This window comes from Flavobacterium channae, assembly GCF_021172165.1.
Lineage (GTDB): Bacteria > Bacteroidota > Bacteroidia > Flavobacteriales > Flavobacteriaceae > Flavobacterium > Flavobacterium channae.
The window spans coordinates 879,749-905,817 of sequence record NZ_CP089096.1 but is presented as its reverse complement, the minus strand read 5'-3'; the positions used below and the strand labels follow the sequence as shown (position 1 = coordinate 905,817).

The 26,069-nt window shown below is 31.3% G+C and carries 26 protein-coding genes; 8 read left to right on the top strand and 18 right to left on the bottom strand.

Going from position 1 to position 26,069, the window contains the following annotated elements:
* Positions 1-27 precede the first annotated feature (27 nt).
* The 4 genes from LOS89_RS03890 to LOS89_RS03875 all read right to left on the bottom strand — a co-directional run bounded on the left by LOS89_RS03890 (position 28) and on the right by LOS89_RS03875 (position 6,439).
* On the bottom strand, positions 28-1,467 hold the full coding sequence (locus tag LOS89_RS03890) for an acetyl-CoA carboxylase biotin carboxylase subunit (RefSeq protein WP_231837036.1): 1,440 nt from the start codon (positions 1,465-1,467) through the stop codon (positions 28-30).
* A 10-nt stretch (positions 1,468-1,477) separates the two neighbouring features.
* Positions 1,478-1,963, bottom strand: coding sequence for an acyl-CoA carboxylase biotin carboxyl carrier protein subunit (locus tag LOS89_RS03885; RefSeq protein WP_231836532.1), 486 nt, complete (start codon positions 1,961-1,963; stop codon positions 1,478-1,480).
* Between the two features lie 86 nt (positions 1,964-2,049).
* Positions 2,050-4,158 carry a response regulator gene (locus LOS89_RS03880; protein ID WP_231836530.1) on the bottom strand — a complete coding sequence of 703 codons (2,109 nt, stop codon included), beginning with the start codon at positions 4,156-4,158 and terminating at the stop codon, positions 2,050-2,052.
* Positions 4,159-4,246: 88 nt separating this feature from the next.
* Positions 4,247-6,439 (bottom strand): B12-binding domain-containing radical SAM protein, encoded by a 2,193-nt coding sequence (locus tag LOS89_RS03875; RefSeq protein WP_231836529.1) that lies wholly within the window; start codon positions 6,437-6,439, stop codon positions 4,247-4,249.
* 115 nt (positions 6,440-6,554) lie between these two features.
* Here LOS89_RS03875 and bshC point away from each other — a divergent pair, with 115 nt between their 5' ends.
* From bshC to LOS89_RS03860, 3 genes are all read left to right on the top strand, one after another.
* Complete coding sequence (gene bshC / locus LOS89_RS03870) at positions 6,555-8,150, top strand: bacillithiol biosynthesis cysteine-adding enzyme BshC (RefSeq protein WP_231836528.1); 1,596 nt, start codon at positions 6,555-6,557, stop codon at positions 8,148-8,150.
* Positions 8,151-8,301: 151 nt separating this feature from the next.
* A complete protein-coding gene (locus LOS89_RS03865) occupies positions 8,302-9,129 on the top strand; it encodes a formylglycine-generating enzyme family protein (RefSeq protein WP_231836527.1) in 828 nt (275 codons plus the stop codon).
* Between the two features lie 59 nt (positions 9,130-9,188).
* Positions 9,189-9,608, top strand: a complete 420-nt coding sequence (locus tag LOS89_RS03860) for a nucleoside-diphosphate kinase (RefSeq protein WP_231836526.1) — start codon at positions 9,189-9,191, stop codon at positions 9,606-9,608.
* Between the two features lie 70 nt (positions 9,609-9,678).
* Here LOS89_RS03860 and LOS89_RS03855 read toward each other — a convergent pair whose 3' ends face one another.
* Positions 9,679-9,975: a DciA family protein gene (locus LOS89_RS03855; RefSeq protein ID WP_231836525.1), complete on the bottom strand. Its 297-nt coding sequence runs from the start codon at positions 9,973-9,975 to the stop codon at positions 9,679-9,681.
* Between the two features lie 2 nt (positions 9,976-9,977).
* Positions 9,978-10,394, bottom strand: coding sequence for a lipocalin-like domain-containing protein (locus LOS89_RS03850; RefSeq protein ID WP_231836524.1), 417 nt, complete (start codon positions 10,392-10,394; stop codon positions 9,978-9,980).
* A gap of 107 nt (positions 10,395-10,501) precedes the next feature.
* On the opposite strand from LOS89_RS03850, the gene LOS89_RS03845 reads away from it, so the two are divergent.
* On the top strand, positions 10,502-11,560 hold the full coding sequence (locus LOS89_RS03845) for a serine hydrolase domain-containing protein (RefSeq protein WP_231836523.1): 1,059 nt from the start codon (positions 10,502-10,504) through the stop codon (positions 11,558-11,560).
* Positions 11,561-11,769: 209 nt separating this feature from the next.
* On the opposite strand, the gene ftsY is transcribed toward LOS89_RS03845, so the two are convergent.
* From ftsY to LOS89_RS03785, 12 genes are all read right to left on the bottom strand, one after another.
* Entirely contained in the window at positions 11,770-12,750 is a 981-nt protein-coding gene (gene ftsY, locus LOS89_RS03840) for a signal recognition particle-docking protein FtsY (protein ID WP_231836522.1), read from the bottom strand.
* Positions 12,751-12,874: 124 nt separating this feature from the next.
* Positions 12,875-13,027: a DUF4295 domain-containing protein gene (locus LOS89_RS03835; protein WP_014389076.1), complete on the bottom strand. Its 153-nt coding sequence runs from the start codon at positions 13,025-13,027 to the stop codon at positions 12,875-12,877.
* Positions 13,028-13,035: 8 nt separating this feature from the next.
* Positions 13,036-13,218, bottom strand: coding sequence for a 50S ribosomal protein L33 (gene rpmG / locus LOS89_RS03830; RefSeq protein ID WP_008253902.1), 183 nt, complete (start codon positions 13,216-13,218; stop codon positions 13,036-13,038).
* 20 nt (positions 13,219-13,238) lie between these two features.
* The gene (gene rpmB / locus LOS89_RS03825; RefSeq protein WP_008253904.1) at positions 13,239-13,481 is read right to left on the bottom strand and encodes a 50S ribosomal protein L28; all 243 of its coding nucleotides are present in this window, start codon (positions 13,479-13,481) and stop codon (positions 13,239-13,241) included.
* Between the two features lie 79 nt (positions 13,482-13,560).
* On the bottom strand, positions 13,561-14,808 hold the full coding sequence (locus LOS89_RS03820; protein ID WP_231836521.1) for a CinA family nicotinamide mononucleotide deamidase-related protein: 1,248 nt from the start codon (positions 14,806-14,808) through the stop codon (positions 13,561-13,563).
* Positions 14,809-14,846: 38 nt separating this feature from the next.
* Positions 14,847-15,191 carry a histidine kinase gene (locus LOS89_RS03815; protein WP_231836520.1) on the bottom strand — a complete coding sequence of 115 codons (345 nt, stop codon included), beginning with the start codon at positions 15,189-15,191 and terminating at the stop codon, positions 14,847-14,849.
* 2 nt (positions 15,192-15,193) lie between these two features.
* On the bottom strand, positions 15,194-15,805 hold the full coding sequence (locus tag LOS89_RS03810; protein ID WP_231836518.1) for a fumarylacetoacetate hydrolase family protein: 612 nt from the start codon (positions 15,803-15,805) through the stop codon (positions 15,194-15,196).
* A gap of 73 nt (positions 15,806-15,878) precedes the next feature.
* Positions 15,879-16,649 (bottom strand): 3'-5' exonuclease, encoded by a 771-nt coding sequence (locus LOS89_RS03805; RefSeq protein WP_231836516.1) that lies wholly within the window; start codon positions 16,647-16,649, stop codon positions 15,879-15,881.
* A 39-nt stretch (positions 16,650-16,688) separates the two neighbouring features.
* On the bottom strand, positions 16,689-17,321 hold the full coding sequence (locus LOS89_RS03800) for a DUF2306 domain-containing protein (RefSeq protein ID WP_231836514.1): 633 nt from the start codon (positions 17,319-17,321) through the stop codon (positions 16,689-16,691).
* Positions 17,321-18,274 (bottom strand): YARHG domain-containing protein, encoded by a 954-nt coding sequence (locus LOS89_RS03795; RefSeq protein WP_231836512.1) that lies wholly within the window; start codon positions 18,272-18,274, stop codon positions 17,321-17,323. Before LOS89_RS03795 ends, LOS89_RS03800 begins: the two co-directional genes overlap by 1 nt.
* Before the next feature lie 103 nt (positions 18,275-18,377).
* Positions 18,378-19,688: a dihydrolipoamide acetyltransferase family protein gene (locus tag LOS89_RS03790; protein ID WP_231836510.1), complete on the bottom strand. Its 1,311-nt coding sequence runs from the start codon at positions 19,686-19,688 to the stop codon at positions 18,378-18,380.
* An 84-nt stretch (positions 19,689-19,772) separates the two neighbouring features.
* The gene (locus tag LOS89_RS03785; protein WP_231836508.1) at positions 19,773-20,903 is read right to left on the bottom strand and encodes a glycosyltransferase family 2 protein; all 1,131 of its coding nucleotides are present in this window, start codon (positions 20,901-20,903) and stop codon (positions 19,773-19,775) included.
* A gap of 72 nt (positions 20,904-20,975) precedes the next feature.
* Here LOS89_RS03785 and LOS89_RS03780 point away from each other — a divergent pair, with 72 nt between their 5' ends.
* The 4 genes from LOS89_RS03780 to LOS89_RS03765 all read left to right on the top strand — a co-directional run bounded on the left by LOS89_RS03780 (position 20,976) and on the right by LOS89_RS03765 (position 26,052).
* Complete coding sequence (locus LOS89_RS03780; protein ID WP_231836506.1) at positions 20,976-22,838, top strand: ABC-F family ATP-binding cassette domain-containing protein; 1,863 nt, start codon at positions 20,976-20,978, stop codon at positions 22,836-22,838.
* A 74-nt stretch (positions 22,839-22,912) separates the two neighbouring features.
* Positions 22,913-23,752, top strand: coding sequence for an O-methyltransferase (locus LOS89_RS03775; protein WP_231836504.1), 840 nt, complete (start codon positions 22,913-22,915; stop codon positions 23,750-23,752).
* Between the two features lie 95 nt (positions 23,753-23,847).
* Positions 23,848-24,549 carry an ABC transporter ATP-binding protein gene (locus tag LOS89_RS03770; RefSeq protein WP_231836502.1) on the top strand — a complete coding sequence of 234 codons (702 nt, stop codon included), beginning with the start codon at positions 23,848-23,850 and terminating at the stop codon, positions 24,547-24,549.
* A gap of 105 nt (positions 24,550-24,654) precedes the next feature.
* Complete coding sequence (locus LOS89_RS03765) at positions 24,655-26,052, top strand: MATE family efflux transporter (protein ID WP_231836500.1); 1,398 nt, start codon at positions 24,655-24,657, stop codon at positions 26,050-26,052.
* Positions 26,053-26,069 lie beyond the last annotated feature (17 nt).

The following is a 26,069-nucleotide window of genomic DNA, read 5'->3' as shown; positions in this document are numbered from 1 at the left end:
CAATGAGTCAATTAGACGATTTGTCAATTAGTTTGGTAATCTAAGTACTTTTTGATCTTCCACATATTGCTGAAATGCAATCATAGCAGCAATTTCTGCTTCAGTATCTAATTTTGATTTTAATTTTTCAGCATCGTAATACGCTTTCACAAATCCTGTATCAAAATCACCTGAACGGAATGCATCGTGTTCCATTACAAATTTTCCAAAAGGTAATGTTGTTGCAACACCTTCTACTATGTAATTGTCAATTGCTTTAATCATCAATTCGATTGATTCTTCACGGGTGTTTCCATACGTAATCAATTTGGAAAGCATTGGATCGTAGTAAATTGGCACGTCCATTCCTTCTTCAATTCCGTTATCTACGCGGATTCCTTCTCCTTCTGGTAATTTATAAGTACTCAAGAATCCTACGTTTGGCAAGAAATCATTCATTGGATCTTCCGCATATACACGAAGTTCCATGGCGTGACCTTTGATTTGTAAATCTTCTTGTTTCATTGGTAATGCTTCGCCACGTGCAATACGAATTTGCAATTCCACTAAATCCAATCCCGAAATTAATTCTGAAACTGGATGTTCTACTTGCAAACGGGTGTTCATTTCTAAAAAGTAGAAATTATGGTCGGCATCCATCAAAAACTCAACTGTTCCTGCTCCAAGATAATCACAAGCTTTAGCCACTTTTACAGCAGCCTCACCCATTTCTTTTCTCTTCTCAGGTGTTAAAATTGCAGATGGTGCTTCTTCAACTACTTTTTGATGACGACGTTGAATACTACATTCTCTTTCAAAAACATAAACAATATTTCCATGACTATCAGCCATAACTTGTATTTCGATATGGCGAGGTTTTGTTACATATTTTTCGATGAAAACCGACCCATCACCAAATGCGTTTGTAGCTTCTGAAATTGCTCTATCCATTTGAGAAACAAAATCTTCAGCTTTTTCCACAACGCGCATTCCTTTACCTCCACCACCGGCAGATGCTTTAATTAAAATTGGAAAACCAATATCAGTTGCAATTTTCTTAGCCGCTTCAATATCTGTAATAGCATCTTCAGTTCCTGGAACCATAGGAATATTGTAATGTTTAACAGCTTCTTTTGCTGCTAACTTACTTCCCATCATTTCAATAGCTTTAGATTTTGGACCAATGAAAATAATATTGTTCTTTTCACAAGCTTCTGCAAAAGTGGAATTTTCACTCAAAAATCCATATCCTGGATGCACCGCATCAACTCCTAATTCTTTACAAACTTCTATAATTTTATCACCACGCAAATATGACTGACTTGATGCTGCTTCACCAATTAAAACGGCTTCATTGGCATACTTAACATGCAATGCATTTCTATCGGCAGAAGAATAAACTGCTACCGTTTTTATTCCCATTTTTTTTGCAGTTTTCATTACCCTAATGGCAATTTCACCGCGATTGGCAACTAATATTTTTTTAATTTCTTTCATTTTATTCGAATTCAATTAATAATTGACCTTTATCAACTGCATTTCCTTTTTCTACAGCAATAGATTTTATAACACCATCTCTAGGAGAAAGGAAACTGTTTTCCATTTTCATGGCTTCTAAAATTAATAAAGGATCATTTTCTTTTACTTCTTGTCCTACAGTAACATTAATCTCTAAAATTAAACCAGGCATAGGCGCTTTTATAGCATTAACCACTTTGGTTTTACCTCTTTCAATTCCCATGTTTTTGATTAATTCATCTAAAGCATCAGAAATGTTTACTTCGTAAGAATTGTTGTTTACTTTAACTGTGTATTTTTTAGAAATAAAATCGGCTGAAACAATTTCTGCCTTGTAAGGTTTATTGTCTTTTAGTACATGAAAATTAGACGCATCTAATTTAACTGCATCTAAATTTTGAAGACTTTCCTCAGTTACTTCAAACGAAGCAGCGTTATTTACTAAAAGTTTATAATTTGTGCTCATATGAGATTATTTTAGTGGACGTAAACTTACAAAAAGAAAACGTTTTCGTAAATGATAATTCTCATAAATTTGGAAAATAAGTATAGCTATTCCCTTTTCATATATTTTTTAATTAAAGCGAATAACTTTTCTTTTTTAATAGGTTTTGAAATAAAATCTGTGAATCCTAAGTCTTTAATTTTAAGAAGTTCTTCTTCAAAGCTATATGAAGTTTGAGCAATGATTGGGATATTTTTATTAAATTCTCTTATAGCGATAAAAGCATCATAACCATTCATATTTGGCATTTTAATGTCCATTAAAACCAAATCGATTTCCTTATTTGTTTTACAATGTTCTACAGCTTCAAGACCATCATGCGCTCTGATAATCTTAAAGTTGCAACTTTTTACCATTTTTTCAATCAATAAATAATTGATATTATCGTCTTCTGCAATTAAAATAATTTCTTCTTCACCTAAATCTATCGGCAAAACAGTATCCGAATTTTCTAAACTATCCTCAACATCAGTAACAGAATAATTTAAAGGAATTGAAAAATAGAAAGTAGAACCAACACCTTCTTGCGAATTAAATCCAATTGTTCCGCCTAAAATCTCAACATACGCTTTAGAAATTGCTAAGCCCAAACCAAGTCCTTCATTTGCAGAAATTCCTTTTGCGTTTATTTTACTAAATCTTTTAAATATATTTTCTTGAAAAGCATTAGGAATACCAATTCCAGAATCTTTTATACTAAATGAAATTGTATTGGTTTCTTTATCCAACGAATAATCTAAAATGATAAATCCTTCTTCTGTAAACTTATATGCATTATTCAAAAGGTTTGTAATCACTTCTCCCAATTTCACTTTATCAGAAAGTATATTTTGTTCTAATTTTTCATCAGGAGCAGATAATTTAAAAACAACTTTTTCGCTGTTATACAATTTCTCATAAGAAGTAAAAATTTGTTTCACAAACTCATCCAAATCAAAAGATTGCAGATTTGGTTTTATTAATTGCGAATCAATTTTAGACATTTCAACTAAATCATCTATTATTTCTATAAGATTTTGACCACTTTGTTGAATCACTTTTATGTATTCGTTTTTATCTTCTTCAGTTAAATTTGAATTTGATAACAAATCCGAAAACCCCAAAATCGCATTCATTGGTGTTCTAATCTCATGTGACAAATTCATTAAGAAAGCTGATTTGAGTTTATCGCTTTCTTCTGCTTTATTTTTAGCAATTTCAAGTTCCTTTGCCTTGATTTGATTTTCTTCAAACAATTTACCAATGTAACGAAATTCACCTCGAATATTTTTTAGAGACTGAATTGCATTTTGATCGCCATTTTTTAAAATCTTTTTAATAAAACTCAAAGGCAAACGCGACCATTTATTAGCATAGTAATAGTATACAACCCAAGAAACCATTATGGCAATTGCAACAACGATTAAAATAAATTTTGTTATCCAAAAATCGATATCATAAGCTCTTTTATAAACTAACTTTTCAACAACATTATTTTGATAATCTTTTAACGGTAAAGTAAAATGTACTGCTTTTGAATCAACAACAGATGATTTATAAAATGCAATATTAGAAGTGCTTATTTTTTCAAAATTGGCAAAATAATCATTATCTAATAAACGAACCATAAAGAAACATCCCGAAGGTTTGGTCTTGTTTTTATAAGGATCATCAGATGGATGAATTGTAGCTCCATAAACCTCCACAACACCTTCTGGAATTTTTAAATAAAATCTGTCTGCTTTTTTTGTTAATAATTTGTTAATTGCAGCTTTAGGAATAAATTGAACGGTTTTTATTTTTGGAGTTGAAACCTTAGTAATAAAATTCCCTTTTGCATCATACACACAAATATATTCCGACTTGTAAGTATCTAAAATAATAGCAATAGAAGTATTGAACCATTTTAAATCTTTAGTTGCAATAAAATCGACAAATTCATCCCAATAAGTAACGTCAGCCGCTAATGAAGAATAATTTTCCGAATCTAATTTTATCAAAGAATTAATTTCGTTTCTATATATTTTATTACTAGAATCGTAAATATTCTTCTCTTGCACCTTCATATAATAATACAAGGAAGCTACTAGAATTAATAGCGCAAGAGACATAAGCGAAAGTAAACTAATTACTTTTGCGTAAGTAGAATCGGTATTTCTGAGTAAAAATAATCGCAAATTTTATCAAATAATTTGTTAAATATATGCTTTTTAAAATCAAAAATTAAATATTTATCGATAAAATAATAAAACCTTAACAAAAGAATTACAATACCAATAACGAATAATTTCTTAGACTTTGAATTGGTTTACTGTACCAAAACAGTTCAAAATCTTCAAAATTTTGTTCAAAATCAGACTTTAATTGAGAGAAAGTTGTCTTAGAATCGTTGTAAACTGAAAGTTGTTCTAAAGCAGTAACCAACCATTTTCCTTCATCAACATTCAAAGTAATATCAAAAGTTTGGGTTTTATTATGAAAAATCAATTTCATCATTTCCCAAGATCTTCCTTTTTTAGATTTTACAAAAACTTCAGTTTGAGGCTTTCCTCCTAACCAAACAATTTTAGCGTTAGGTTTTGTTGAGAAAACATTATCTTTTTCCAAACAGTTGTATATAAAATCAGAAGGGATTTTTGTCTTTGGAATTTTAAAATCGAACCAATCTTGCAAATCGTAATCAAAACAAATTCCGTGCATATAATTGAACAACGATTTTTTTAATCCAAAACTAAACTTGTCGTGATCGATTCCAGTTTTATCTTTAAAATTGATATCGTTATTAGCAAACGAAATTTCTTTTACATCTGGAATTACACCAAACTCTTCCGGATTTAACCCAACGGGACTATGCGCTGTCATGGCAAATTGATGCCAAAATCCACTTTGTAAAATACCCAATTCAAACATTTGACGCACCATTTCCAAACTATCAACAGTTTCTTGAATAGTTTGTGTTGGATAACCATACATCAAATAGGCATGCACCATAATCCCACTTTCGGTAAAATTTCGAGTTACTTGCGCAACTTGTTCAACGGTAACTCCTTTTTTGATTAATTCTAAAAGTCGGTCAGAAGCCACTTCTAATCCTCCAGAAACCGCAATACAACCCGATTCTTTCAGAAGCAAACACAAATCAGCCGTAAAACTTTTCTCAAAACGAATATTAGTCCACCAAGTAATTACTAATTTTCGTTTGATAATCTCCAAAGCCAATTCTCGCATTAAAGCTGGAGGCGCAGCTTCATCAACAAAATGAAATCCATTTTCATTGGTTTGCGTCATAATCTCCTCCATTCTATCAACTAAAATCTTAGCATGAATGGGTTCGTAAACTTTTATATAATCTAATGAAATATCACAAAACGTGCATTTTCCCCAATAACATCCGTGCGCCATAGTAAGCTTATTCCATCGACCATCACTCCACAAACTATGCATAGGATTTGCAATTTCAATAACCGAAATGTATTGATCTAAAAGCAAATCAGAATAATCGGGCGTTCCAACTTCCGATTGTTTATAATCGTGTGATGTTGTATTGTTTTTGTAAACTACTTGGTTATTTTCGAGAAGAAAAGTTCTTTTAAATTGGACTTCGACAGGCTCAGTTTGACAAATATTGCGATACAATAACTCAACTGGTAACTCACCATCGTCAAGTGTGATAAAATCGAAGAATTCAAAAACGCGTTGGTCTTTTAAATCACGTAATTCTGTATTTGGAAAACCACCGCCCATTGCAATTTTAATATTGGGATAGTTCGCCTTTAGAAACTGAGCGCAACGAAAAGCACTAAATAAATTTCCTGGAAATGGCACCGAAATCAAAACCAATTTGGGTTGAATTACTTCGATGCGTTTGCTTAAAGTTTTAATCGTGATTTTATCAATAAAAGATAAGTCTCTTTGCAAATTATCGTAAATCTCATCAAAAGAATTAGCACTTCTTCCTAAACGTTCCGCGTATCGACTAAATCCAAAATTTTCATCAATACATTCCACTATAAAATCCGATAAATCTTCAAGATACAGAGTAGCCAAATGTTTAGCTTTGTCTTGCATTCCCATATTTCCAAAAGCCCAATCCATATCGTCGAGTTGTTCAAAACGAGAAGCTTCCGGAAGAAAATTACCAGAACAAATTTGCCTAGCAAGCGATGGATTATTTCCTTGAAGAAATGCAATTACAGAATCAATAGTTTTGATGTAATCATTTTTCAAAAAGTAGATTCTTTCAGAATTAGAATTAGTTTCTACTTTGTTTGAATAAATTTCATTAAAAACTGAAGTTAATCCTTCTTTTGAAAACAATTCTAAAATCACTTCGATACCCAAATCCATTTGGAAAGCCGAAATGTTTTTGGTATTCAAAAAACCTTTTAAATAAGCAGTTGCTGGATACGGTGTATTCAGCTGTGTAAAAGGAGGCGTGATTAAAAAAATGTCTTTCAAGTCGTAGGATTTTTGCAAAGGTAAAATTAAAAAGAATGTTTTTAACTATTATTTAGCTAATTAAAGAATCCTAAAAAATGAAAATTCTGTATTTTAGCAGAAAATAATTGCCAAAATGCCAAACGACTGTATTACGTACCAAAATTCAGGATATTTTTCTAGACTAATTGTAGATTACTTAGACCAAAAAACTGAATTAAAATCTTTATACAATAGATTTCCTACTATAAACAACTTTAAACTTCAAATTGAAGAGAAGAATAACAACTTCCCTATTGAAAATAGAGCTATTTTAGTAGATGCATTGAAAAAGCAATATGAAAAATTTATTGTTTCTGAAGAAACATTAAATCACATAGATTTATTAAATCAATCCAACACTTTTACAATAACCACTGGCCATCAATTAAATCTATTTACAGGTCCTTTATATTTTCTTTACAAAATCATCTCAGTTATCAACTTAACTAAGGAACTAAAAGCTGAATATCCTGATTATAACTTTGTTCCTGTCTATTGGATGGCAACTGAAGATCATGATTTTGATGAAATTAATTTTTTCAATTTTAAGAACAAGAAAATACAGTGGAAAAAAGAAAGTAGCGGACCAGTTGGAAGACTAAACACATCAGGATTAGATGAAGTTTTTGAAGTATTTTCTAACGAATTAGGACTTGGTGACAATGCTTTTTATCTTAAAGAATTATTTAAAAAATCCTATTTAGAACACAATAATCTTGCAGATGCTACTCGTTACTTAACAAACGAATTATTTAAAAATAATGGATTAGTAATAATAGATGGTGACGATAAAAATTTAAAAAAACTATTTATTCCATACGTTAAAAATGAATTAATTCATCAAACATCATATAAAAAAGTAACTGACACTTTACCTTTATTACAAGATTATGATGTTCAGGTAAATCCGAGAGAAATTAACTTGTTTTACATTCAAGATAATTTAAGAGAACGCATCATTTTTGAAAATGGAAATTATAAAATAAATAATTCTTCTTTAACTTTTTCAGAAAGAGAAATACTTACAGAACTTGAAAATAGACCTGAAAATTTTAGCCCAAATGTCATATTACGACCACTATATCAAGAAGTAATTTTACCAAATTTATGTTACATAGGTGGTGGTGGAGAAATCGCGTATTGGCTAGAATTGAAATCTAATTTTGAAGAGAACAATGTTACTTTCCCTATTCTGCTATTGAGAAACTCTGTTTTAATTGCAACAAAAAAACAAGAAGAGAAAATGACTAAATTGAATCTTTCTTGGGCAGAGGTATTTGAAAAACAAGATAACCTAATCAATAAGAAAACTGAAGAATTTTCTAGTTTTACTATTGACTTTAGTAACCAAAAGAAAACATTAGAAGAGCAATTTAAATTGATGTATGAAATTGCCAACAAAACCGATAAATCTTTTTTAGGCGCAGTTAAAGCTCAAGAAGCAAAACAATTAAAAGGTCTTGACAAATTAGAAAAAAGACTTCTTAAAGCAGAAAAAAGAAATCATTCTGAAAAACTAGAACGAATAATTCAAATTCAAAATGAGTTATTTCCCAATCAAACTTTACAAGAGAGAAAAGCAAATTTCGCGCTTTTTTATAATGAGATAAATAATTTTGAGGCTTTTTTCTCACTTTTAAAGACTCAATTACAACCTCTTACACAAAATTTTTCTATTGTTATTATCTAAAATAATCGACTAAAAACACTTTTTTTCGATTAAAAGCTATATATTTAATTTTTTAACAAAAATTTATGTTTAAAATTCAGTTTTGTAACATTTTAAGTATAAAATGTTACAAAATTACTATATTTACACACCTAAATTAATAACAAATCTTATGAAAAAAATTACATTTTATTCTACATTATTAATTACCCTTTTATCATTTTTTGCATTTAAAAACAACTTGATTGACACCGATTTAATAAAAATCCAAGGAGGCACTTTCAAAATGGGTTCTAAAGACTCAGATGGTCTAGCTGACATCGATGAACAAAAAGAACATGCAGTTGAATTAAATACTTTTGAAATAAGCAAATTTGAAGTTACCGTTTGGGAATGGAAACAATTCATAAAAGCAAACAAAATGAAAATGCCAGAAAAACCTTCTTGGGGATGGCAAGATAATTATCCAATTAATGGAATAACATGGAATGAAGCAATTGCATATTGTAATTGGTTAAGTACAAAAGAAAAATTACAACCTGTTTATTCGAAAAAAGGACCAAACTTTATTTGCAATTTTAAAGCAAATGGATATAGATTACCTACAGAAGCTGAGTGGGAATTTGCTGCGAGAGGTGGTTTTCAAACAAAATCATTCAAATACAGCGGCGGAAATACTTTAGATGAAATTGCTTGGCATAAAGGAAATAGCAAAGGAACTCCTCATACTGTTGGTACAAAATTACCAAACGAATTAGGCATCTATGATATGAGTGGAAATGTTTGGGAATGGTGTTGGGATTGGTACAATAAAGATTTTTACAAATTAGAAAAAGGAAATAATCCAAGAGGACCAGAAAGAGGAGAAAGAAGAAATGTAAGAGGTGGTTCTTGGGATAGTCATCCAAACTATGTTAGACCTGCTAACAGAATTTCAACTGAACCGAACAAAACTCACGAGTTTTACGGCTTTAGAATTGCTAGAACAATTGTAAAATAATTTAAAAACTACCTTGCAAAACCTATTTATAATAGTACCTTTGCAAAAAATTTAAAAAAATGGCAACAAACAGAACTTTTACAATGATTAAACCAGATGCTGTTGAGAACGGACACATCGGTGGAATTTTAAATATGATTACTGAAGGTGGTTTCAGAATTGTAGCAATGAAATTAACGCAATTAACTGTAGCTGACGCTCAAAAATTTTATGCAGTACATGCAGAGAGACCTTTCTTTGGAGAATTAGTAGAATTCATGACAAGAGGTCCTATCGTTGCAGCTATCTTAGAAAAAGATAATGCAGTTGAAGATTTCAGAACTTTAATTGGTGCTACAAACCCAGCTGATGCTGCTGAAGGAACTATCCGTAAAAAATATGCTACTTCAATTGGAGAAAATGCTGTTCACGGTTCAGATTCTGATGAAAATGCTGCTATCGAAGGTGCTTTCCACTTTGCAGGAAGAGAGCAATTCTAAAAAAAGCAATGTTCTTAATTGAACAATTGACATAATTAAAAAGCCGATTTGAAATTCAAATCGGCTTTTTTTATCTTAAAACGAGACTAGTAATTAAATCTTTCCGTATCTCTTCGTTAATCATCTTAATGATTTTTTCCTTTCCATAACTCAACTCTTCTCGCAATACAGCAGAAGAAAGAACAACATAAAGTGTCGTTCCCTTTAATTGAATTTCGGTAGTGTAATTGTTAACTCCATTTCCCATAACGTTCTTCCAAGCATCGCGAACATTTACAACATCCATTCCTGCTTCTAACTTGTTTTGAGAAATAAATTGTTTCAACACATCTCCTATTGGACTTTCTTCATTAAATCGCTTCGCCATAATTACTTCACTGAAAATTTTGCAGGTCTTCTATAATGATATTCTAATTCTTGCTGATTTTTTATCACTAACTTCTCATTAGTCAATTCAAGAATTTCTTCTTTCCAACTCGCATAATTCGTTTTGTACTGAATATTTGCGTTCCCATCTTTTATTTCAACAAAAACATCTTCTTTAATATCATTCGTTAAATAAGTACCATTCAATTGAGGCATTACTTTTTTCCTAAAACCTTTATTATTTTCAATCTTAAAATAATCTATTGTTTCATTTACTTTATATTCTTTCTTATCGCCATCCGGAAGAATAACTTCTTCAATTTCCCAATAACCATTTAAATTTGAGACATCTGACTCTGTAATATTTTGTTTACACGAAACAATACCAAATAAAACAATAAATAAAAATATTCGCTTCATACTTTTTTAAACCATTTAGACTATAAAATTACAATTAATATTATTTGAATTAAACTATTCACTAATTTTATTGTCTAACTTGTACTGATTCTAAACTAATCGCATCAATGAAAAAAATTGCGCTACTCTTATTCACTGTTTTGTTCTTTGGTTGTAATTCTGAAGATGAAAATTCAAACGCTACAGAAAACATGTATTTTCCTCCAATTGGTTCATCAACATGGGAAACCAAAACAGTTTCTTCATTAGGTTGGAATGAATCACAAGTACAACCATTATTAGATTATTTAGAAGAAAAACACACAAAAGGATTTATCGTTTTACAAAATGGTAGAATTGTATTAGAAAATTACTTTAATGGACACAGTGCTACTGCTGCAACTTATTGGGCAAGTGCTGGAAAAACATTAACAGCTACAGTTTCAGGAATTGCAGAACAAGAAGGCTACATCAATATCAATAACAAAGTATCTGATTATTTAGGAACTGGTTGGACGAGTGCACCATTAGCAAAAGAAAATTTGATTACCAACAAACATCTTTTAACCATGACTTCTGGTTTAGATGACACTAGAGGAGATGATGTTTCTCCTGCAAATCTACAATATATTGCAGATGCAGGAACACGATGGGCTTACCATAATGTTTATGTAAAATTACAAGACGTTATATCTCAATCAACAGGTCAAACTTGGTCTGCCTATTTTAATGCAAAATTAAGAGATAAAATTGGGATGACAGGTATTTGGCTACCTTATCAAGGATTAAGTGTTTATAGCAGCAATACTAGAAGCATGGCGCGATTTGGATTACTTGCTTTAAATGAAGGGAAATGGGAAAACACTCAAATTGTACCAGCAAATTATATGATAAATGCTACTACTACGTCCCAAAATATTAATTTGGCTTATGGCTATTTATGGTGGTTAAATGGAAAAACAAGCTATCATTTACCGCAAACACAATATCAATTTTCAGGAACATTAATACCTTCTGCGCCAAGTGAAATGTATTGTGCATTAGGAAAAAACGATCAAAAAATATATGTAATTCCTAGTAGAAAAATTGTGATTGTTCGAATGGGTGATGCCGCAGACGGAACTAACTTCGCCTTATCAGATTTCGACGAAACGTTATGGCAAAAAATAAATGCTGTTATTAACTAACAGCATTTATTTTATTTTTTAGTTTTCTTTTTCCTACTAGTAAATTTTATTAATAAATACATAAAAATAGCAAAAGAAGCTAATCTTAGTGTAAGATAAATATAATCATAATCACTAAAAGGGATAGCAACTAAGGTCATTCCAACAGCTAACAAAAAAAGCTGTACCGTTCTATATTTTAAAAGTTCCATCTCGTAACTTACTATTTCTTATTTAAAAAATGAATCTACAAATTCATATTTATTGAAAACTTGTAAATCTTCAATACCTTCTCCAACTCCAATGTACTTAACAGGAATTTGAAACTGATCTGAAATTCCAATTACAACACCACCTTTTGCCGTTCCGTCTAATTTTGTAACAGCTAAACAAGAAACCTCAGTAGCGGCTGTAAATTGTTTTGCTTGTTCAAAAGCATTTTGACCTGTAGATCCATCTAAAACCAAAAGTACATCATTAGGTGTATTTCCAACCACTTTTTGCATTACTTTTTTAACTTTAGAAAGTTCGTTCATCAAACCTACTTTATTATGTAAACGTCCAGCCGTATCAATTATTACAACATCGGCATTTTGTGCTACAGCACTTTGTAATGTATCAAATGCCACAGAAGCTGGATCACTACCCATTTGTTGTTTTACAATAGGCACACCTACTCTATCTGCCCAAATTTGTAACTGATCGATAGCAGCAGCTCTAAAAGTATCAGCAGCTCCTAAAACCACATTATAACCAGCCTTTTTGAATTGATATGCTAATTTACCTATTGTAGTTGTTTTACCAACTCCATTTACACCGACAACCATAATAACATATGGTTTTGTGTTCGCAGGAATTTCAAACTGAGTTCCTTCTCCAGAATTCGTTTCAGATAATAATCCTGCAATTTCCTCACGAAGAATACCATTTAATTCTTCAGTTCCTAAATACTTATCTCTTGAAACACGTTCTTCTATTCGCTCAATAATTTTTAACGTTGTATTTACACCAACATCTGAAGAAACTAGAATCTCCTCTAAATTATCCAGTACTTCTGCATCTACTTTAGATTTTCCAGCAACAGCTTTTGTAAGCTTAGAAAAAAAAGATGTTTTCGATTTTTCTAAACCTTTATCTAAAGTTTGCTTTGCCTCTTCACTTATTTGTTGCTCTTTCTTATCTGAAGAGAAAATTTTTTTAAAAAAACTCATACTAATGCTGTGGGGTAAGTTTTATTAATTGTCTTTTTGGCTACAAAACCAATTATCAGACAAATGTAAAAATAAAAAAGCTACTTTCAAACGAAAGTAGCTTATCTATATAATGTAAAATGAATTATTTCTTTTTCAAGAATTCATCAACTTCTTCTGGAGTCATAACTGATTCAACGAAAGTATAAGCACCAGTTTTTGGAGACTTAACCATTTTGATAGCTTTAGTTAATCTTTTAGAAGCTGTTTGTAAAGTTGCTACGGTTTTCTTTGCCATGACTTATCTTATTTAATTTCTTTGTGAACAGTTACTCTTTTTAAGATTGGATTAAATTTTTTAATCTCTAATCTATCTGGAGTGTTTTTTTTATTTTTTGTAGTAATGTAACGAGATGTTCCAGGAACTCCTGAAGTTTTGTGCTCTGTACACTCTAAAATAACTTGGATTCTATTACCTTTCTTTGCCATTTTATTCTATGTTTTAAGGATTATACAGATTTAACAAATCCGTTAGCTTTTGCATTTTTCAATACAGCAGCAATTCCATTTTTATTAATCGTTTTTAAAGCAGCGGTTGAAATTTTCAACGTTACCCATCTATCTTCTTCAGGAATATAAAAACGTTTTTTAACTAAGTTAACAGAGAATTTTCTCTTTGTTTTGTTCATGGCGTGAGAAACATTGTTTCCTACCATCGCTCTTTTACCTGTAAGTTCACAAACTCTTGACATTATTTCTAATCTTTATTTCGTTATCTAAAATCAGGGTGCAAAGAAACAAAAACGATTTCATATACACAACTATCTTTTATTATTTTTTTAAAATTTCTTTATAAATCAATTCCAACGCTTTACTAACGGCTCTATCTATAACCTTTTCACGTGGTTGACCAAAATTAAATTCTTCTACAAAAACCTCATTTGGAGTTGCGATTCCAATAAAAACTGTTCCTAATTCCGCATCTTCATCGCCTTTTGTTGGACCCGCATTTCCTGTTGTTGCAATTGCAAAATCGGAAGCCATTATTTTTTGAACAGATGTAACCATAGCTTCTGCAACTTCTGCGCTTACAACACCATTCTTTTCAATCAATAGATTTGGTATTTCTAACACTTCATTTTTCACCTGAGTTGCATAACTAACAACACTTCCTTTAAAATACTTAGATGCACCTGAAACAGCAGACAAAGTTGACGCTATTTTTCCACCTGTACAACTTTCAGCAGTAGCAATTGTCAATCCTTTTTCGGCTAACAATCTACCTAAAACTACTTCAATTGGTTCATCTTCATTATAACCCACAATTACATCATGAATTAACAAATCTAACTTCTCAACTTGACGTGCGATTTCATTTTTTAAAACCTCTTCATTATCACCTCTAGCTGTTAATCGCAATCGTACTTTTCCAGGACTAGGCAAATAAGCCAATTTTATAAAATCGGGTAAATTATCTTCCCAATTCTCTATTTGTTCCGCCAACATACTTTCACCTCTTCCATAAGTCATTATGGTTTGATGAACAATATATGGTCGCTTGAATTTTTGAACTAAATTTGGAATCACCTCATTATCAACCAAACATTTCATCTCATAAGGAACACCTGGCAAAGAAATAAAAACCGTGTTTTCTTTTTCCATCCACATTCCTGGAGCAGTTCCCACTTGATTAAAAAGTACTTTTGCTTTAGTAGGTACTAATGCTTGATCTCTATTAATTTGAGTTATTGGTCTTTTATAAATGCCTTCAATGATTGATTTTACATGCAACAAAACTGTTTCATTCTCTATCAATTCATCATCAAAATATTCGCAAAATGTTTTCTTAGTAATATCGTCTTTAGTTGGACCCAAACCACCAGTCACGATAACAACATCAACATTGTTTTGAAGTGCATTTAATGTATCTAAAATATGTTGTTTGTCATCCGAAATTGACAACATTTCATGTGTTGCAATTCCTATTTTATCTAAAGCTTTGGCAATATAAGACGAGTTTGTATCAACAACTTGACCAATAAGAATTTCATCTCCAATAGTAACTATAGCAGCTTTCATTTTATAATTATAAGAATTTAGGGAAATGGGAAATTGAATTATAACTTGAAATCTTTTTTAATTTCTTTTACAGCTAAATCTATTCTGGCTTTTAAAGATTTGAAAACTTCTTTGATTTCTTTTCTTTTGCCTTCCGCTTTAGCCCAAGTCATAATTTGAAGGTTTTCTTCATAAGCTAAATCCATCCCTAATAAATCTAAAGTTGGTTTTATTTTATGACATGAAGAATAGGTTCTTGTATAATCTTTTTCTTCGATTGTGACTTTTATTGATTTTATTTCAGCTGGAACTTCCTCAAGAAATAAGGTTACTATTTGCAATGCAAACTCAATATCGTTTTCAGAAATTTCATAAACCTTTGCTAAATTATATTGTAAAGCCATAACTACCTGATTTGAATTTTAAACATTGATTTCCCTTCTATAAAACCTTCCAAAACATCACCTTCTGTAACTCTTGCAACACCTTTTGGCGTTCCAGTAAAAATAATGTCACCTATTTTTAACGTAAAATATTGTGATACATAAGCAATTAACTCATCTATTTTCCACAACATTAAATTAGTATTACCTTCTTGAACAGTAACGCCATTTGATTTTAACTCAAAGTTAATATTTTCTAATGAAGAATAATTTTTTTTCGATGTAAAGTGTCCAATAACCGCTGAATGGTCAAATGCCTTTGCTTTTTCCCAAGGCAAACCTTTCTCTTTCAGCTTACTTTGAACATCACGAGCAGTAAAATCGATACCCAAGCCAATCTCTTCATAATACTTATGAGCAAACTTAGCATCAATATGCTTCCCTACTTTACAAATCTTAACCAAAATCTCCACTTCATGATGAATATCATTACTAAAAGCTGGAATTACAAACGGATTTTTATTTGGTAAAATCGACGAATCTGGCTTTAAAAAAATAACCGGTTCAGTTGGTCTTTCGTTATTAAGTTCTGATATATGATCAGCGTAATTACGCCCAATACAAATTATTTTCATCTTTTTTAGGTTAAGGGTGAATGGTTAAGGGTGATGGGCAAGACCTTTTACCTATTACCCATTACCTTTCATCTTATTTTGTGTTTAACTTTCTTAATTTAATTCCAGTTAGTACTTTTTTAGTGTATAACGGAAAATCTGCATTTTGAATCCATCCAAAATAACCAGGTTCTTTCTCAAAAACATCATCAACTAATGCTCCTTTATGTTTACCAAAGGTAAAAATTTCTTTTCCTTCGTTATTTAAAGCGATAAATCCTGCAAAATCAACTGATTTTTTTCTTGTTGTAAATTCAGATAACGATTTCATATCATTTTCTAAATTCTCATATCGATCCAATTGTGCTTTTAAAATTTCATAAGTAGCCATAGTATCAGCCTGTGCACTATGCGCATTCTCCAAACTTTGTCCGCAATAAAATTTATATGCCGCACTCAAAGTACGCTCTTCCATTTTATGAAAAATAGTTTGCACATCTACAGAAACTCTATTTTTCATATCAAAATCAACCTCAGCACGTAATAATTCTTCTGCTAACAACGGAATATCAAATCTGTCCGAATTGAATCCAGCCAAATCAGAATCTTTAATCATATTGTGAACTTGTGATGCTAATTCTTTAAACGTAGGTTCATTTGCAACCTTTTCATCAGTTATTCCATGAACAGCAGTTGTTTGAGGCGGAATTGGAATTGTAGGATTAACTAACCAAGTTTTACTTTCTTTATTTCCGTTAGGATATACTTTATAAATAGATATTTCTACGATTCGATCTCTAGCTACATCAATTCCAGTAGTTTCAAGGTCAAAAAAACAAATTGGGCGTGTTAATTTTAATTCCATAGCGTTTATATAATAATACAAAGATAAATGAAGATTTTTTTATTTACTAATTCTTGAAAATTTATAGTAAATAATTAATTTTGCAATTAACAGATTAAAAGTCCAACCTGACCAAGCTGCTATTCGATAAGCATCCATCGGAAAAGGTTCGAAAAATAAAACCAACAAATACTTAAACAAGCGTAATGAAATTGCAGAAAGTGTTAATGCAAAACTTCTGATTGCAAATTTTTGATGTTTTACAACTTGCCTTTTAAGTATAAAATAAAAAGACAAAAATGTAAACAACATCCAAAAACTAGACAATAATAAAAATGAAATTTGTGCAACCAAACCTCCGTTTGCATAATACGACATTATTAAGCCACTTGGTCCCGATAGTAACAAAAGAATAGCAACATACAACCTTCCAGAAACTCTATGCAATTTTATATAGTTCTTTTGAATGTATTTTGAAAACTGAATTGCTCCAAAAACCATTAAAAAAATACTCGTATACACATGCGTAAAAAAGGCAACTTTATAGTGATTGAGAACTATCACATCTTGTTTAATTCTTAAAAAAGCCACATCCGTATGATAAGGAATATACTGAAGTGTAATTAAAAACAGTAAATATGAAAAGTAAGCATAAGCCAACCACAAAAAATATTTAGAATATTTAAGCCACATTATCTTCCGAATGTATCATAGTATTCTTCAGCATTTTGCTCATAACGAAGTAGTAATTCGATATTTTTCCTTTCTATTTCAGTTAAATCATCTTTTACATCGCCAAAAACAGGCATATACCAATCGAATTGTTCGAAATACATACGCAATTGCTTATCGCGAAAAGCAAATCCGTGACGCGCAAAAATAGAATTTCTAAGAATAAAAATATCGGCTTTCGTTAAATTAGCAGCAAATTCAGCAGTTAATTCTTCGCTTGAAGCATTCTTTTCGAAAAGTTTATCTGTAGTAGAAAAATATTCAGTATCAATATATTCTTCAACTTTTCCATCAATAGTATCAGTTGTATAAACAAACTCTTTTGATTTGTCTGTATCAAAAAATGTCATTTCAATTTTTTGATCTTTATCATAAACAAACAACTTTTTCTTTAAGTCAAAAATTCGAGATGAAATTTTCACTTCTTGAGGATGGTAAGCAACCCAATCACCTTTCATAATAGAATCGGCTTTCTTTATTCGGATTGCAAAATTACCATCGGTTCTTTCTTTTTTAAATTCATTAACTTTCATTTCAAAATTCGAAGCATTTTCAACTAAAACTCCTTTAAAAGGACTAATATTACCGGCAGAAATAGAATGCCCAATTATAGAATCGCCTTTGATTTCATCTATTGAAAATGTAATTCTTCTATATAAATAATTCACTAATCCATTATCATTACTATAAATTGAATCTAACTCTTCATCAGATAAATTTGCTTTAAAATCGCCAACCCAATAGCCTAACAAGTCTTCCTTTGTATTTACAACCAAGCTATTATTAACTTTTGGTTCTACAAATTGAATTTCTTCAAAAGTTTGTTCGGCTTTAAATTTCACTTCATTTTTTATTGCTTCTTTACAAGAAATTGTCAAAAATAAGATACACAACAATTGGTAGAATAATTTCATATGATTTGTTTTATTGAACCAAAAATAACAAAAAACCCGACACTTTACAGTATCGGGTTTTAATTATTATTTAGATTCTGAACCAAGTTCAGAATGAGAAAATTTATATATCTCTATTGATATCCCAAGCTTCTAAGTAATCTGCAACACGTTTTACAAAACTTCCTCCTAAAGCTCCATCAACAACTCTATGATCGTATGAGTGCGATAAGAACATTTTTTGACGGATTCCGATGAAGTCACCTTCTGGAGTTTCGATAACCGCAGGCACTTTTCTAATAGCGCCTAAAGCTAATATACCTACTTGTGGCTGGTTAATGATTGGCGTTCCAAAAACAGAACCAAAAGTTCCAACATTTGTAACTGTATAAGTTCCACCTTGAGTATCGTCTGGTTTTAATTTACCAGCTTTTGCACGGTTTCCTAAATCGTTAACTGCTTTTGCCATACCCACTAAGTTTAATTGATCTGCATTTTTAATTACAGGAACAATTAAGTTTCCGTTTGGTAAAGCTGCTGCCATTCCTAAGTTGATATTTTTACGTTTAATGATGTATTCTCCATCAACTGAAATATTCATTCCTGGGAAATCTTTCAAAGCTTTCGCAACTGCTTCCATGAAAATTGGTGTAAAAGTTAATTTCTCACCTTCTCTCTTTTCAAAAGCATTCTTAACTTTATCTCTCCATTTTACGATATTCGTAACATCAACCTCAATAAACGATTGAACGTGAGCTGAAGTTTGAACTGATTCTACCATATATTTAGAAATCAGTTTACGCATTCTGTCCATCTCAACGATTTCATCTCCACCATTCACAGAAACTGGAACCGCTTGAGTTGAAGGTTGAGAAGCAACAGCTGGAGCTTCTACTTTTGGAGCACTAGTTACTGGTTGAGCAACTGGTTGACTTCCTCTATTTTTGATATAATTTAATAAATCTTCTTTGTTTACACGACCATCTTTACCAGAACCTGAAATTGATTCTAATTCCGCCAATGAAATTCCTTCTTCTTTAGCAATGTTTTTTACTAATGGTGAAAAGAATTTATCTGAAGCTGAAAAATCGGCTGGCGCAACAGTTTCTTTTGCAACTTCAACTGCTTTTGCAACTTCAGCAACAGCAACTGGCGCTTCTACTTTTACTTCAGAAGTAGCCACCTCAGCTCCACTTTCTGTTTCAATAATTGCAATTGTTTGACCTACCTGAACAACATCATCGGTATTAAAAAGAATCTCGACAAGTGTTCCTGCTACTTCAGAAGGCACTTCGCTATCTACTTTATCAGTAGCAATTTCAAGTACTGCTTCATCCATTTCAATTTTATCACCAACTTTTTTTAACCAGTTAGTAACTGTTGCTTCTGCAACACTTTCACCCATTTTAGGTAATTTCAATTCAAACTTTGCCATATCTTTAAACTAAAGTTGTGTTTTTCTATTTGGTTTGCAAAAATAATAATTTTTAGTTCGTTTTTTAAACAATTCAATAATTTTTTACAATAAAATAATTTGTCCTCTATCATTAGAATTATTACTTCCAATTATAAATTCCGAACTAGCTAAATAATTCTTGAAACTAAGATTATTACTCTTGTTTGACTGCATAAAAGTAATAATTTCAGTAAAACTAAAAGTGGTTGTATCAAATATTATTTCAATACTTTTTTGAGGTTGATTTACAAAATCATTAAAATCAGATAAATATGTTGCTTTTTTAGATAATTTCAATTCTAAATTTGACTTTGTAAACACAAAATACGTATCTATTTCCCGAACACTATTCTTCTGTTGATTTTTCTTCAAAAGGCTAAAAGCAAAACTTCCAACTTGCATCATTACATCAAAAACGAAAGATTTTTTAAAATGCTTCTTATAAAAAAATTGCATTGCTTCTCGAAAACGTTTCATATATGTTCCATCTCGAACAGTACTTTCTCCTTTATAATGAATTACCGAAGTTTCATGAAAATAATAATTCTTTTTTCCTGTTTTTAAAACCAAATAACTCAAATCGATATCATCGGAATACATAAAACAGTTTTCATCAAAACCACCAACTTCAAGATATAAGTCGCGCTTCATCATCATAAAAGCACCAACTAAAATATCAACATTTCCAGATTCATTTTCAGTGATGTGCTGAGCATAATACTTATTGAATAAATTCACTTTGGGAAAGATTTTATACAATCCAAAAATCTTTGTAAAAGCCACCCAAGGAGTTGGAACACCTCGTTTACTCTCAGGAAGAAAATTTCCAGAGCCATCAATTAATTTACAACCGATGATGCCAGTATTACTAGAGATTGCTTCGTACCTCGCAATGACTTTTAAAAAAGTATCTTCTGCAACAACCGTATCAGGATTTAAGATGCAAATGTATTCGCCTTTTGCTTCAGCTACTCCAATATTATTTCCTTTGGGAAAACCTAAATTATCCTTATTTTCAATAAGTTTTATTTGAGGAAACTTGGTTTTCATCATTTCGCAACTATCATCAGAAGAAGCATTATCTATAACAATAATTTCACCTTCAATATTTTCTAAAGCTTTTTGAACACTAAGTACACATTGCTCTAAAAAATAGCGCACATTATAGTTGAGAATGATTACGGATAGTTGCATTTAGCAAATATAATGCGAAATTGTAATAGTTTGAAAATTTGAAAATGTTACTTTTGCAAAAAATAAAGCAAAGTGAATTACCTTTCAGTAGAAAATATTTCAAAATCGTATGGCGAACGTATTCTTTTTAAAGACGTTTCGTTTGGAATTAATAAAGACCAAAAAATAGCATTTATTGCAAAAAATGGTTCGGGAAAAACCACCATCATGAACATGATTAATGGTATTGACGAACCCGATACTGGTCAGGTTGTGATAAGAAAAGATATTAATATGGCTTTTTTATCGCAAAACAATAATTTACAAGACGAATTAACTATTGAAGAAAATATTTTCGCTTCTGATAATGAAATTCTGAAAGTAATTGAACGCTACGAAAAAGCACTTGAAAACCCTAAAGACGTAGAAACTTATCAAAGAGCTTTTGACGATATGGACCGCCATAATGCTTGGGATTTTGAAACGCAATTCAAGCAAATTTTGTACAAACTGAAGTTGGAAGACTTGAAAATGAAAGTCAAAAACATGTCGGGTGGACAAAAAAAGCGTCTTTCGTTAGCCATAATCTTAATTAGTAAACCTGATTTATTGATTTTAGACGAGCCAACCAATCACTTGGATTTAGAGATGATTGAATGGTTAGAAGATTACTTTGCAAAAGAAAATATTACGCTATTCATGGTAACACACGACCGTTTCTTTTTAGAGCGTGTTTGTAACGAAATCATAGAATTAGACAACGGAAAAATATACCAATATAAAGGCAACTATTCGTATTATTTAGAAAAAAAAGAAGAACGAATTGCTTCTGAAAATGCAACCATCGATAAAGCGCAAAACTTATTTGTAAAAGAATTAGCTTGGATGCGTCGTCAACCAAAAGCTAGAACGACCAAATCGAAATCACGTCAAGATGATTTTTACAAAATCAAAGCGGTTGCTGAGAGTCGAAGAAAAGAAAATGTAGTGGAGCTCGAAATCAACATGGAACGCATGGGAAGCAAGATTATCGAAATGGTAAAAGTGAATAAAAAATTCCCTGACAGAACCATTTTAAATGACTTTTCTTACTCATTTCAACGTGGTGAGCGCATTGGAATAATTGGTAAAAACGGAACAGGAAAATCTACTTTCTTGAATATTTTAACGCAAACCATGCAGCCTGATTCGGGTAAAGTAATTATAGGTGATACAATTAAAATTGGGTATTATACACAAAGTGGAATCAACCCAAAACCAGGTCAAAAAGTAATCGACATCATTAAAGAATATGGCGAATATATTCCGTTAACGAAAGGAAAAATTATCTCGGCTTCACAATTATTGGAACGCTTTTTATTTGATGCAAAAAAGCAATACGATTTTGTTGAAAAATTAAGTGGTGGCGAATTAAAACGTTTGTATTTGTGTACAGTTTTAATTCAAAATCCGAATTTCTTGATTTTAGATGAGCCAACAAATGATTTGGATATTGTAACGCTGAACGTTTTAGAAAGTTTCCTTTTAGATTATCCTGGCTGTTTGTTAGTGGTGAGTCACGACAGGTATTTTATGGATAAAATTGTAGACCACTTATTTGTTTTTAGAGGCGAAGGCGAAATTGAAGATTTCCCAGGAAATTATTCTGATTTTAGAGCGTATGAAGATTCGGCGGAACCAAAAGTTTTAAATTCGGTAAGTACTGAAAAAACAAATTGGAAGGAAAAACAAACGACTTCAACTGGTTTGAGTTTTAATGAGCAAAAAGAATTCAATAAAATTGAAAGAGAAATCAAAGATTTAGAAATTCAAAAGAAAGCTATCGAACAAGAATTCGCGGACGGAAAAGTAGCTGATGAAAAAATAGAAACCAAAGCAAACGAATTACAAAAAATAATTCAGACCTTAGAAGAAAAAGAAGAGCGTTGGTTTGAGTTGAGTTCTAAAATGGATTAACAAAAGTAATTAGTGAATAGTAATTAGTGAATAGACAAACTAATTACTAGTCACTTTTCACTAATCACTATAAAATGCAACACATTATAAAAGCTTACATAAAATTCCTTTTACATTCCAAAAACGAACATGGAGTGCATTCGCCTTTTGTGTTTGATTTGGTTACCAAATGCTTTTATAACACTTCAGATTATCCAGAATACAAAGTTTTAAAAAACTATAGAAAATCACTTTTAAATAATAAAAACACGATTGAAGTTACCGATTTTGGAGCTGGTTCACGTGTTTTTAAATCCAACACAAGAGAAATTGCTAAAATTGCGCAAACCGCAGGAATTACTCCAAAAAATGCAGAGTTGCTTTTTAGAATTGTTCGTTACTTTCAACCAAAAAGCGTTTTAGAAATTGGAACTTCGTTAGGATTGGCAACTTCTGCCCTTTCATTAGGAACTGAAAAAGCAAAAATTATCACTTTGGAAGGTTGTCCAAATACGCAAAAGCAAGCACAAGTTCAATTACAATCCCAAAGTTTCGGGACAAATTCAAGTTTTCAAAATATTGAATTTGTCAATACTGAATTTTCAAGCTATTTCAAAACCCTTCACCTTTCACCCATTACCCATCACCTAATTTATTTCGATGGCAATCATTCTAAAAAAGCAACTTTAGATTATTTTGAAGCCTTACTTCCTACTATTACAAATGATTCTGTTTGGATTTTTGATGACATTCATTGGTCAGCTGATATGGAAGAAGCTTGGGAAACTATCAAAAACCATCCGAAAGTTACCGTTACCATTGATACTTTTCAGTGGGGAATAGTCTTTTTCAGAGCCGAACAACAAAAAGAACATTTTGTTATTAATCCGAATAAAACGATTAGTTCGCACTTGTTTGAAAGAATTCGTTTTTAGTTGTAACAAATTCCTTTCTTTTTCTACTTATAATAGAATTCCAGAATTAAAAACTTCTGAAATCATTATTCGTTAATCATCATTCGACATTCAAAATGGCAAATCCGCTAATTCAAATTTCAAATATCAAAAGAGATTTCCCTTTAGGAAACGAAATTGTTTACGTTTTAAAAGGCATCAATTTAGAAATTAATAAAGGAGAATATGTTGCTTTAATGGGGCCATCAGGTTCAGGAAAATCAACTTTAATGAATATTTTAGGCTGTTTAGATACGCCTACTTCTGGAACTTATGTTTTGAACGGAAAACATGTAAGTGAAATGCAAGACGATGAATTGGCAGGAATTCGTAATAAAGAAATTGGATTCGTTTTTCAAACGTTCAACTTAATGCCAAGAACAACGGCTTTGGATAATGTGGCTTTACCAATGGTATACGCGGGTCATTCTAAATCGGAACGAGTTGAAAGAGCTACCGAAGTATTGACACAAGTGGGACTTCAAGACCGTATGGATCACAAACCGAATCAATTATCCGGTGGTCAACGTCAGCGTGTAGCAGTTGCAAGAGCTTTGGTCAACAAACCATCTATCATTTTAGCCGATGAGCCTACAGGAAACTTAGACAGTAAAACTTCTGTGGAAATCATGAATTTATTTAACGAAATTCACGCTAACGGAAATACGGTAATCTTGGTAACACACGAAGAAGATATTGCGGCTCACGCACACAGAATTATCCGATTACGAGATGGACTTATTGAAAGCGATTCACAAAATCCTGCTTTTAAGAAATAATTTTTAAAATATATAAATTATAAGCCTGTCTTGATATTACATCTCGACAGGTTTTTTTATTGTAATCCTAGTAAAATAACTACCTTTGCCAACTAATTTTTCAGAATGATTTTTTCAGAATACACTAAAGAGTTTTCATATAATTTAAAATTGGCTTACCCGATTATTTTGGGTATGCTTGGTCATACTATTGTTGGAATTGTTGACAATATTATGGTTGGGAAATTAGGACCTACAGAATTAGCTGCAGTTTCATTAGGAAATAGTTTTGTTTTTATTGCCATGTCATTAGGAATTGGCTTTTCTACAGCTATTACACCTTTAGTAGCAGAATCTGATGGAAAAAATGATGTAGCTGGTGGTCGTTCTGCTTTTCATCATGGATTGTACTTATGTACAATTTTAGGTGTAGCGTTATTTACATTAATCTTTTTTGCAAAACCATTAATTGCTTTTATGGGACAACCCGAAGCTGTAGTGCAAATGGCAAAACCGTATTTAGATATCGTTGGTTTTTCGTTGATTCCGTTAATTATGTACCAAGCGTACAAACAATTTGCGGATGGTTTAAGCGAAACTAAATATTCGATGTGGGCAACCATTATTGGAAATATTACCAATGTAGTTATCAATTATTTCTTAATTTATGGTATTTGGATTTTTCCAAAAATGGGAATTATTGGAGCTGCAATAGGAACAATTGCTTCGCGTTTTGTTATGCTTGGTTTTATGCATTATATGATGAATTTAAAACCAAAATTTCATCCCTATTTTAAAGGTTTTAGCTTTAAAGAAATTAAGAAAGAAGTCAATTCAAAAATCATAAAATTAGGTTCGCCTTCTGCTATGCAAATGTTTTTTGAAGTAGCATTGTTTACAGGTGCAATTTGGCTTTCTGGAATGATTGGAACAACGAGTCAAGCGGCTAATCAAATTGCGCTAAGCCTAGCTTCTCTAACTTTTATGTTTGCTATGGGATTAAGCGTTACAGCAATGATTCGAATTGGTAATCAAAAAGGATTAGGAGATTATGTAAAACTTCGAAAAGTAGCTATTTCGATTTTTCTATTAACAATTATAATTGAAGTCGTTTTTGCATTATTATTTGTTGCGCTTCATAGTGTTTTACCATACATCTTTGTTGATATTAATGATGTAGAAAACCTAACCAAAAACCTTGAAGTAATTGCTATTTCAGCCAATTTACTTTTGGTTGCAGCTATTTTTCAAATTTCCGATGGATTACAAGTAGTAGTTTTAGGAGCACTTCGTGGTTTACAAGATGCAAAAATTCCGATGTATATTACCTTTATCGCTTATTGGGTGATTGGTTTTCCTATTTCTATTTATTTGGGATTAGAAACTGAATTAAAAGCAGTAGGCGTTTGGATTGGGCTTTTATCCGGATTAACAGCTGCCGCATTATTTTTGTATATTCGCTTTAATTATTTGACTAAAAAACTAGTTCAAGGACAAACTCAAGAACAAGTTCAATTACAATAAAAAGAAGAAATTAAAAT